Source organism: Nitrospinota bacterium (assembly GCA_035528715.1).
GTDB lineage: Bacteria > JADFOP01 > JADFOP01 > DATKYB01 > DATKYB01 > DATKYB01.
The window spans coordinates 18,840-27,625 of sequence record DATKYB010000032.1; the positions used below are offsets into that span (position 1 = coordinate 18,840).

Sequence of the window (8,786 nt, forward strand, 5' to 3'; positions counted from 1 at the left end):
ATGTTAAAGATAGATGCAAAAGGAGTTTATTATAAGACCCTGAATCAGCATATTCGAGAACTGATAGCTGAGGGAGAAAAGGAATTTGAACTTATCAATGTTAATGGTCAAAGGTATATCGGTGATGGTATTAAAGGGGAAGATATCAAGATAGTTGTCAATGGGGTTCCTGGAAACGATTTAGGGGCTTTTATGGATGGTCCTACAATCATTGTAAACTCAAATGCCCAAGACGCTGTAGGCAATACAATGGGTAATGGAAAAATTATTATAAAGGGACATGCAGGGGATGTTATTGGTTATGGTATGAGGGGAGGAAAAATATTTATAAAGGAAGATGTAGGCTATCGAGTAGGAATTCATATGAAAGGATATTTAGACCAAAATCCCCTTCTGATTTGCGGTGGGACTGCAGGAGATTTTTTTGGAGAGTATATGGCTGGAGGCACTCTGATTTTATTGGGCTTAAATAATAATGAGAACAAAAATACTAAAAGACCAATTGTGGGAAGTTATTTAGCAACGGGTATGCATGGTGGCGTTATCTATATAAGGGGAGAAATAGATGAAAAGAATATAGGGGAAGAGGCTGGCATTAAAGAATTGGATAGTGATGATGAAAAGGTTTTAGAAGGATATCTAAAAGAGTACTGTCAGGATTTAAATATTGATATAAATAAAGTTACGAACAAAAGATTTATTAAATTACTGCCGGTGAGTAGCAGACCTTATGGTAATTTATATGATTATTGATTTATAGCCCCCCTAGATCTCTCTTCTCTATAAATTTATATTGAAACCTTTTCCTATTTCTGAACATAACCCTTATCTTTTTTGAGCTCATCTTTTTATAAGATAAGTTTCCTCACATAACTTTCTTCTTTACAACAATTATCTCAGTGAGATATACTGCTATTGCTTCTTATAGGTTTATCCAAATTCTTATCTATTATAAAACTCTCATTTTTACAGGTAAACGTATGGATAAAGTCGATATAGCCATAATAGGTGCAGGGGTTATTGGTTTGGCAATTGCACAGCGTTTATCCCTGTCGAAGGAGATTGTTCTCATTGAGCAACATGATGGTTTTGGCAGAGAAACTTCATCCAGAAATAGCGAGATCATCCATGCTGGCATGTATTATCCTTCAGATTCCTTAAAGGCCAGACTTTGTGTTGAAGGGAACAGAAAGCTCTATGAATTATGTGAAAATTTTAAAATTCCTTATAAAAAAATAGGCAAGCTGATCATTGCCCATACCGAAGAAGAGAAGAAAAAAATAGAAAATCTTTTGAAGCAAGGTAATAAAAACGGGGTTCCTGGCCTTAGATTGCTAAACAGACAAGAGATCAATAAAATGGAACCTCATATTTTAGCTAATTTAGCACTGTTTAGCCCTGAAACTGGTATTTTCGATTCGCACCAATTGATGAAATTTTTTGAACAGAAAGCGCTCTCAAACAATGTTACGATTGCATATAATTGTACGGTTTCTGGCTTACAGAAAACAGGCGATACTTTCACTTTAGACATAATTGATGCTGATGGTGAGAGCTTTAATTTAGAATCCAGTATAGTGGTTAATTCAGCAGGACTTCATGCAGATAAAATCGCTTCTTTAGCAGGTATTGATGTAGAAAATGACGGATACAAACTTCATTTTTGTAAGGGTGAATACTTCAGTGTATCAAGCCGTCATAATGGAAAGCTGGCTCATCTGGTTTATCCTCCTCCCAATACCATAAGCCTCGGTATTCATACTGTGACTTTACTTGATGGTAGCTTGAAACTTGGGCCAAGCGCTTTTTACATTGATACAATAGATTACGAAGTTGATGGTTCACATCAAAAAGATTTTCTTGAAAGCGCCAAAACATATTTGCCGTTTATCGAATCCAATGATCTTTCGCCTGATATGTCAGGGGTCCGTCCTAAACTTCAAGCAGAAGATGAAGATTTCCGTGATTTTGTGATATGTGAAGAAAGCAATAAGGGATTGAAAGGGCTGATTAATCTTATAGGTATTGAATCTCCTGGTTTGACTGCTGCACCGGCTATCGCTGATTATGTAGACAAAATAGTAAAAGATTTATAAATCGAGAACCCAATATTTATCAACAATCCTTTTATGCTTAATGAGCCTTTCAGAGATCTTTATGAAAACAAATGGAGTTTTATGAAGAAAAAACTTATCCCTTTTATTGAAAAACTCTTCGAGATAAACCTCGCTGTTAAAGAAGAAGAGAATATTTTAGTTTTTACTGATCGTATAAAAAAAGGTGAAGCCCTATCAGATCAAGACAGGGAGAGAAGAGAAAGGCTTAGAAAGACAGCAAGGCTTATATCTGAAATTGGCAAAAGGTTTGGGCGTTCCGATTTTTATGAATATGATGCACTGGAATGTCATGGAACAGAACCCCCTTTGGAATTGTGGGAAAAGGCATTTGGGAAAAGAACAGTAAACGAATTGAAAAAAGAGAATATATTATCAAAATTGATTGCAAAGGATATTTCAATTGATTTGGTTAAAAGGGTTGAAGAGGTTGTTTATAATAACAGAAAAGACACTGTTGATGTAGTCATAGCCCTCTCCAATTTTTCTACGAGTCATACAAAGTTCAGAGACTTATTAACCGATCAGGCCAAAGTAAGATATGCAAGCATGCCCCTATTTGACCCAGAAATGTTTTATGGCCCTATGGATGTGAATTGGGATCAGTTAGATAGGGAAAGTAGGAGATTAGCTGAGATCATCACTGAAGCGGATGAATTAAAAATTCAGTCTTCGAATATGACTCATTTGATAATGGACATTAAAGAAAAGAGAGGTCTTGTAGATACGGGTATATTGCGAAAACCCGGCTCATTCAGTAATCTTCCGGCTGGTGAAGTATATCTTGCGCCTGTTGAGGGCAAGACTCATGGAAGGTTGGTGATTGAATGGGCACCTACCCATCGACTAAAGCATCCTATAACCTTGTGGGTAGAGAAAGGACTGGTAGTAGGTGTAGAGGGAGACGATGAACATGCGGATATCTTGAGGGAAAGATTTAAAAAAGACCCTCTTTCCAAAAACATTGCAGAGCTGGGGATAGGAACAAATGAAAAGGCGTCTCGGCCTGATAATATCTTAGAGAGTGAAAAGATAATGGGGACAGTTCATGTTGCTCTCGGAGATAACAGTTCTTTTGGAGGAAATATAAGGACTTCTTTTCATCAGGATTATGTAGTCTTTCAGCCAACAATGGAGGCAAGTTTTCCTGGAGGAGAAAACAGAATAATAATCAATAAAGGAAAATGGTGTTTTTAAATTGCGGTTAATGTTTTTTATATAGATAAAAGATCGCTGGTTATGATTTTAATTTGTCTCTTTTAAAATAAAATTATTGATTACTTCGAGAACGCCTTTTTCTCTTTCCGATTTTGTTATATAATCAGCTTTTTCTTTTAGACTGTTCGATGCATTGGCAACAGCTATACCCAGACCTGCATATTCAATCATCTCGATATCATTCATTCCATCTCCCACCGCAATGATTTCATCCCTTTTTATATTAAAATGTTTTGCTATTTTTTCTAATCCCCTAGCCTTTGTGGCCCTGAGATTTAACACATCTATAAAATAGGGAGCGGAGTTTGTTATTCTCGCTATGCTTTCAAGCTCCATTTTGAGCTTCATGGTAAGTCTCTGGACTTCTTCAATATTTACATAAAAAACGATGGCCCTTGGCTTCTCCTCCAATATTTCCTTTAAATCGGATACAATTTTTATCTCTATTCCTGCGATAGTCTGATAATTTTCTGTGTACCAACTCCTTTTTGGAGTATAGACCTCATCTCCCTGAAAGAGAAAATTCGTTGAATTTTCACCATTCATGAGGTCTATCGCCCTCTCCGCTATCTCCTTTGTAATTCTCAGGTCAAGGTATTTTTCTTTGGTGTGAGAGGATTTTACTAAAGATCCACCATCGGTTATAAGGGGGAGATCGATATTCAATCTCTTTGCTAAGTTTTCTGCAGATCGAAACATCCTATTCGTTGCAATGGTCACCTTAAGGCCTTTATTGACAATTTCTTCAATAGCCGCAACGATTTGCGGAGAGAGCTGATGCTCTTCGTTGAGTAGTGTTCCATCGAGATCTATTGCTAATAGCTTGTATTCCAAAAGTAAATTCCTCATTGAGGTTTTGAGATTAAAATTTTTTTGGAATAATACATCTCTTCAATACTGATGTCAATCCAAGGACAAGAGACTGCTAAATGTCCATCCCTTGTTCTTCTTTTTCCTTGACAATTAATCACTTAGATGATAATTAAAAAACAAAGGTGAATATAATGCAATTATTTAATTTAGATAATACGATATTTTATTTTTACTTTATCAGGGTCTGCCTGTCACCTTTGAATAATCACAACGAGTAATTATTCAAGGTCATGGGCAGACCAGAAAAAGCCCATGGCCTTTTTTATTTTGAGAGCCATGGGAAAAAATTTCCATGGCTCTTTTTTTGATTATGATCTTTATACATTGAGGAGGATTTAAGATGATTATTGTAATGAAGGCGGGTGCTACCAAAGAGGAGATTGCAGAGGTAGAGAAAAAGATTAAAAATCTTGGTTATAAATCCCATTCTATATACGGTATTGAGAGAACGGTTATAGGGGCAATAGGTGATGAGAGGGGAAAGGCAAGGCTGCAGTCTTTGTCTGTTCTTCAAGGCGTTGAGAGTGTTGTTCCGATACTCAAGCCATATAAGCTGGCAAGCAAACAGTTTAAACCTCAAAAAACCGTTATTTCAGTTAAAGATGTTGAAATAGGAGGGGATAAAGTAATTATTATAGCAGGGCCCTGTTCAGTTGAGAGCAAAGAACAGTTGATGGAAACAGCTAAGGCTGTAAAAGAGGCGGGTGCCCATATTTTGAGAGGAGGAGCATTTAAACCCAGAACATCTCCCTATAGTTTTCAAGGCATGGAAGAGGAGGGATTAAAAATTCTTGCTGAAGCAAGGGATGAGATAGGCCTTCCTATTATTACAGAGGTTATGAATCCAGAGGATGTGGATCTGATTGCAAGGTATGTAGATATTATGCAGGTTGGAGCGAGAAATATTCAAAACTTCTCTTTGCTCAAAAGGCTAGGGAGTGTCAAAAAACCGATACTTTTAAAAAGAGGCATGATGACCACTGTCCAAGAATTCCTTATGTCAGCGGAATATATTCTCTCAGAAGGAAATAGTCAGGTAATCCTTTGCGAAAGGGGCATAAGGACATTTGAAACAGCGACAAGAAATACCCTTGATTTAAGCTGTATACCTGTTTTAATGGAAGAAACCCATCTTCCTGTTATCGTTGATCCTTCCCATGCCACAGGAAATTGGCATTATGTTGCCCCAATGAGTAAAGCATCAGTGGCAGCAGGAGCTGATGGTCTAATGATAGAAGTTCATCTAAAGCCTGAAGAGGCTTTTTCTGATGGTTCTCAATCCCTTAAACCCGACAACTTTACCATTTTATTAGAAGAACTGAAGCCGTTTATCATTGCAGCAGGAAGGAAATTCTAGATAAATGTTTTTTAGCCTCCTGTTTGAGATATTTCTCTGTTTATTTCAATTATATTTCCGTTTACCCAATTGGAATTGAAATACAATGGTTCTAAGTCAACAATTCAGATATCAAAACCGATAAACAATTCTAAAAACTATTGTATTGCTCTTAACCCACTTTTTCTAAAATAATTGTCTTCTAAAATAATTGTCAAACAAAAAAGGAGGAATTTTAAATAATGAAAGATAATGTTTATGTTCATATGCCCTTTCAGGTTTTAAGAGAGAATATCGATTTGATCATTAAAAATCAATTAAATGTTGAGATACATTTTTCGAGCTATTACTTTGATGATTACCCTTTTAAAAAGATTATAGAGATTCAAAGGATTCTTGAGGAAAATGGCGTTCAGATCTGCTTTCATGCTCCATATATGGATTTAAGCCCGGGCGGTATGGATAAGTTAGTAAGAGATATTACTTTAAAGAGGATGCAACAACTTTTAAAATTAGCAGAGGTGTTTAAACCCTCCGTTATTATTGTTCATCCTGGATATGATGATTGGAGATATAATAAGCATTTTGAGGATTGGCTAGAGAATAGTATTGGAACATGGCAAAAAATGTTAGATTCATATTCTCATCTTGGCTCGATTATTGCACTAGAAAATGTATTTGAAAAAATACCAGATACTCTATTAAGATTAATTGACTCTATAAATTCGCCTAAATTTAGATACTGTTTGGATACTGGGCATTTTAATTTGTTTTCTCAAATTCCTTTGAAAGAATGGTTTGGGAGAGTAAGTCCATATATAGTAGAAGTGCACCTTCATGATAATTTTGGAGAGGATGATGAACATTTAGCCATAGGCGAGGGTAATTTCGATTTTCCATTATTATTTCATTTATTAGAAATTAATGAATTAAAACCATTATTGACCATTGAGGGAAGAGATAAAGATGAGATTATGAAAAGTCTGAAATTTTTAAATACACTTTAAAACATTAAATAGGGAGTTATTAAGTAAGAGATCTATAAAACTTTTCTTTTTAAGAATATAAAAGCTTTTGTTATAATAATTAATATTAATAAAAACCTTTTTTAGGAAACAGCGCTTTGAAGAAAAAAGGAATTATAATTTTTTCTCTATTTATTATAATTCTTTTTAGCTGCGCAACCGATAATAATAAAAAGACAATAAGTAGAGAGTTTGCTCAAAAAAACTATCATAGGGGGATGTATTATTTAGAAAGAGGTTTTATATATTCAGCAGAGAATGAGTTTTTAACAGCTGTTAGACTTGATCCTAACAATCCTAAAATTTATTTAGCATTGGGACGAACATATCATCTTCAGACAAGGCTAGATTTATCAGAGGCTCTATTTGAGGAGGCTTTAAAGATTGATCCAAATTTTATTGAAGCTCGTTTTTATCTTGGGAGTCTCTATTTAGATATGAAAGAATGGAACAAGGCTTTAAAAGAGTTTAATATTGCAAAAAAAGATGAGGATTTTATTTATCGTCCCTCTGTTTATAATAACCTAGGATTAGTTTATATGAGATTGGGAGAGAAGAAAAAGGCTTTTGAGGCATTTAAAAAGGTTATTGAACTGGTTCCTAATAGCAAATTAGCTGATTCTTCAAGAAAATATTTAGAAAAGGAAAATTGAATCTAGTGAAACCCTCTTATAAAAAATTAAAACGGCATCATTATCTAATAATTTTAAAAAATTAATTATCACTAAGGTATGTTTTTAACAGATAAAATTTTTAAAATACGCAGTTCAGAAAATACATTGGGCATTATTGGTTATCCTATCAGCCATTCTCTTTCTCCTTTAATGCACAATACCGCGATCAGATCTTTATCTTTAGAATACCATTACTATCCCTTTCAAATAAGACCAGAAGAGCTTTCAAATGCTGTGAATGATATAAGAAACCTCGGAATAAAAGGAATAAACGTAACTATCCCGCATAAAGAGCCTATCATAGACCTATTAGATGACATAAATAGAGATGCAAGACTGATTGGAGCAGTAAATACAGTAAATCGAGAAGGTGAAAAACTCGTTGGCTATAATACTGATGGAAAGGGTTTCATTAAATCTTTAAGAGAAGATGCAAAGGTAGATCCAAAAGGAAAGAATATTTTGATATTAGGAGCGGGAGGTGCTGCTCGAGGTTTGGCTATTCAACTCTCCTTAGAAAAAACCAACAGAATTGTTATAGCAAATAGAACCCTTAAAAGGGCTGAAGAGTTAGTGAAAGATTTAAAAGAAAAAGTTGGTTTTTGTGAGTGCACTTCAATCCCTCTGGAAGATAAAATAATAACTGATTATATACCAGATTCAGATATTATCATTAATGCGACATCTTTAGGTATGAAGGGAGAAGATTCTCCAATTATACATTCTGATTTAATAACTAAGAGACATTTAGTTTGTGATATTGTTTACAGTCCTCTAGAGACGCCCTTACTAAAGGAGGCGAAGATACGGGGAGCAAAGGCTTTAAATGGTCTCGGAATGCTGATCTACCAGGGAGCCCTCTCTTTCGAGATATGGACAGGGAAAGAGTTCCCTGTTGACTTAGTGAGAGAGACTTTAATTAAAGAGCTGGATAGTAGCCCCCATAAATAATATTTTTATCGTTTAAGAGGGTAAGAGATGTACGGAAGATTAGGAGAAATGCTTGTAAAATCAAAACTGATAAAGCAAGAGCAGTTAGAAGAGGCGCTTAAATATCAAAAGACCAATCGATGTAGATTGGGAACGAGCTTGGTTAAACTGAATTTTATTAAGGATGAAGTCTTGGCAGAATTTTTAAGTAAGCAGTATGGAGTTCGTTCGATCGACTTAGAAGGTGTCTCTGTAGAACCCTCTATCATTAGTTTGATCCCTGCTGAAATCGCTCAAAAATATATGATTATTCCCTTATCAAAAGATGGCAATAAAGTAACCATAGCAATGGCAGATCCTTCAAACATCTATGCCATTGATGATTTAAAGTTTATGACCGGCTTCCATGTAGAGCCAGTGGTAGCTACTGAGGGATCTATAAGATTAGCAATCGACAAGTTTTATGATTCAGCCGAGACTCTTAGAGATGTTATGGATACGATAGAGGAAGAAGATATGGAATTAGTTGCTGGGGAAGAGGATATTGATGATCCAACATTGAAGGAAGCGATTGAAGATGCTCCCGTTGTTAAATTAGTCAATCTTATCTTAAGAG

Annotated in this window: 9 protein-coding genes; 8 read left to right on the forward strand and 1 reads right to left on the reverse strand. The window is 35.2% G+C overall.

From position 1 onward, the window contains the following. The 3 genes from VMW81_02220 (at position 1) to VMW81_02230 (ending at position 3,311) form a co-directional block, all read left to right on the forward strand. A complete protein-coding gene (locus VMW81_02220; GenBank protein ID HUU49759.1) occupies positions 1-753 on the forward strand; it encodes a hypothetical protein in 753 nt (250 codons plus the stop codon). 227 nt (positions 754-980) lie between these two features. Further along, positions 981-2,096, forward strand: a complete 1,116-nt coding sequence (locus VMW81_02225; protein HUU49760.1) for an NAD(P)/FAD-dependent oxidoreductase — start codon at positions 981-983, stop codon at positions 2,094-2,096. Positions 2,097-2,177: 81 nt separating this feature from the next. Beyond that, the gene (locus VMW81_02230) at positions 2,178-3,311 is read left to right on the forward strand and encodes an aminopeptidase (protein HUU49761.1); all 1,134 of its coding nucleotides are present in this window, start codon (positions 2,178-2,180) and stop codon (positions 3,309-3,311) included. A gap of 48 nt (positions 3,312-3,359) precedes the next feature. Here VMW81_02230 and VMW81_02235 read toward each other — a convergent pair whose 3' ends face one another. Beyond that, positions 3,360-4,166, reverse strand: a complete 807-nt coding sequence (locus VMW81_02235; protein ID HUU49762.1) for a Cof-type HAD-IIB family hydrolase — start codon at positions 4,164-4,166, stop codon at positions 3,360-3,362. Between the two features lie 379 nt (positions 4,167-4,545). Between VMW81_02235 and aroF the strand changes: the two genes are divergently transcribed. The 5 genes from aroF to VMW81_02260 form a co-directional block, all read left to right on the forward strand. Continuing rightward, the gene (gene aroF / locus VMW81_02240) at positions 4,546-5,562 is read left to right on the forward strand and encodes a 3-deoxy-7-phosphoheptulonate synthase (protein ID HUU49763.1); all 1,017 of its coding nucleotides are present in this window, start codon (positions 4,546-4,548) and stop codon (positions 5,560-5,562) included. A 221-nt stretch (positions 5,563-5,783) separates the two neighbouring features. Continuing rightward, positions 5,784-6,548, forward strand: a complete 765-nt coding sequence (locus tag VMW81_02245; protein HUU49764.1) for a sugar phosphate isomerase/epimerase family protein — start codon at positions 5,784-5,786, stop codon at positions 6,546-6,548. A 236-nt stretch (positions 6,549-6,784) separates the two neighbouring features. Further along, a complete protein-coding gene (locus tag VMW81_02250; GenBank protein ID HUU49765.1) occupies positions 6,785-7,219 on the forward strand; it encodes a tetratricopeptide repeat protein in 435 nt (144 codons plus the stop codon). A 78-nt stretch (positions 7,220-7,297) separates the two neighbouring features. Continuing rightward, positions 7,298-8,191, forward strand: a complete 894-nt coding sequence (aroE, locus tag VMW81_02255; protein HUU49766.1) for a shikimate dehydrogenase — start codon at positions 7,298-7,300, stop codon at positions 8,189-8,191. Positions 8,192-8,218: 27 nt separating this feature from the next. Continuing rightward, the coding region (locus VMW81_02260; GenBank protein ID HUU49767.1) for a type II secretion system protein GspE at positions 8,219-8,786 on the forward strand (568 nt) is incomplete at its 3' end.

What these genes read in the sequence shown, in the direction of transcription:
- VMW81_02220 (HUU49759.1), top strand. Translation starts at nt 1, where the DNA reads ATGTTAAAGATAGATGCAAAAGGAGTTTATTATAAGACCCTGAATCAG.
- VMW81_02225 (HUU49760.1), top strand. Translation starts at nt 981, where the DNA reads ATGGATAAAGTCGATATAGCCATAATAGGTGCAGGGGTTATTGGTTTG.
- VMW81_02230 (HUU49761.1), top strand. Translation starts at nt 2,178, where the DNA reads ATGAAGAAAAAACTTATCCCTTTTATTGAAAAACTCTTCGAGATAAAC.
- aroF (HUU49763.1), top strand. Translation starts at nt 4,546, where the DNA reads ATGATTATTGTAATGAAGGCGGGTGCTACCAAAGAGGAGATTGCAGAG.
- VMW81_02245 (HUU49764.1), top strand. Translation starts at nt 5,784, where the DNA reads ATGAAAGATAATGTTTATGTTCATATGCCCTTTCAGGTTTTAAGAGAG.
- VMW81_02250 (HUU49765.1), top strand. Translation starts at nt 6,785, where the DNA reads ATGTATTATTTAGAAAGAGGTTTTATATATTCAGCAGAGAATGAGTTT.
- aroE (HUU49766.1), top strand. Translation starts at nt 7,298, where the DNA reads ATGTTTTTAACAGATAAAATTTTTAAAATACGCAGTTCAGAAAATACA.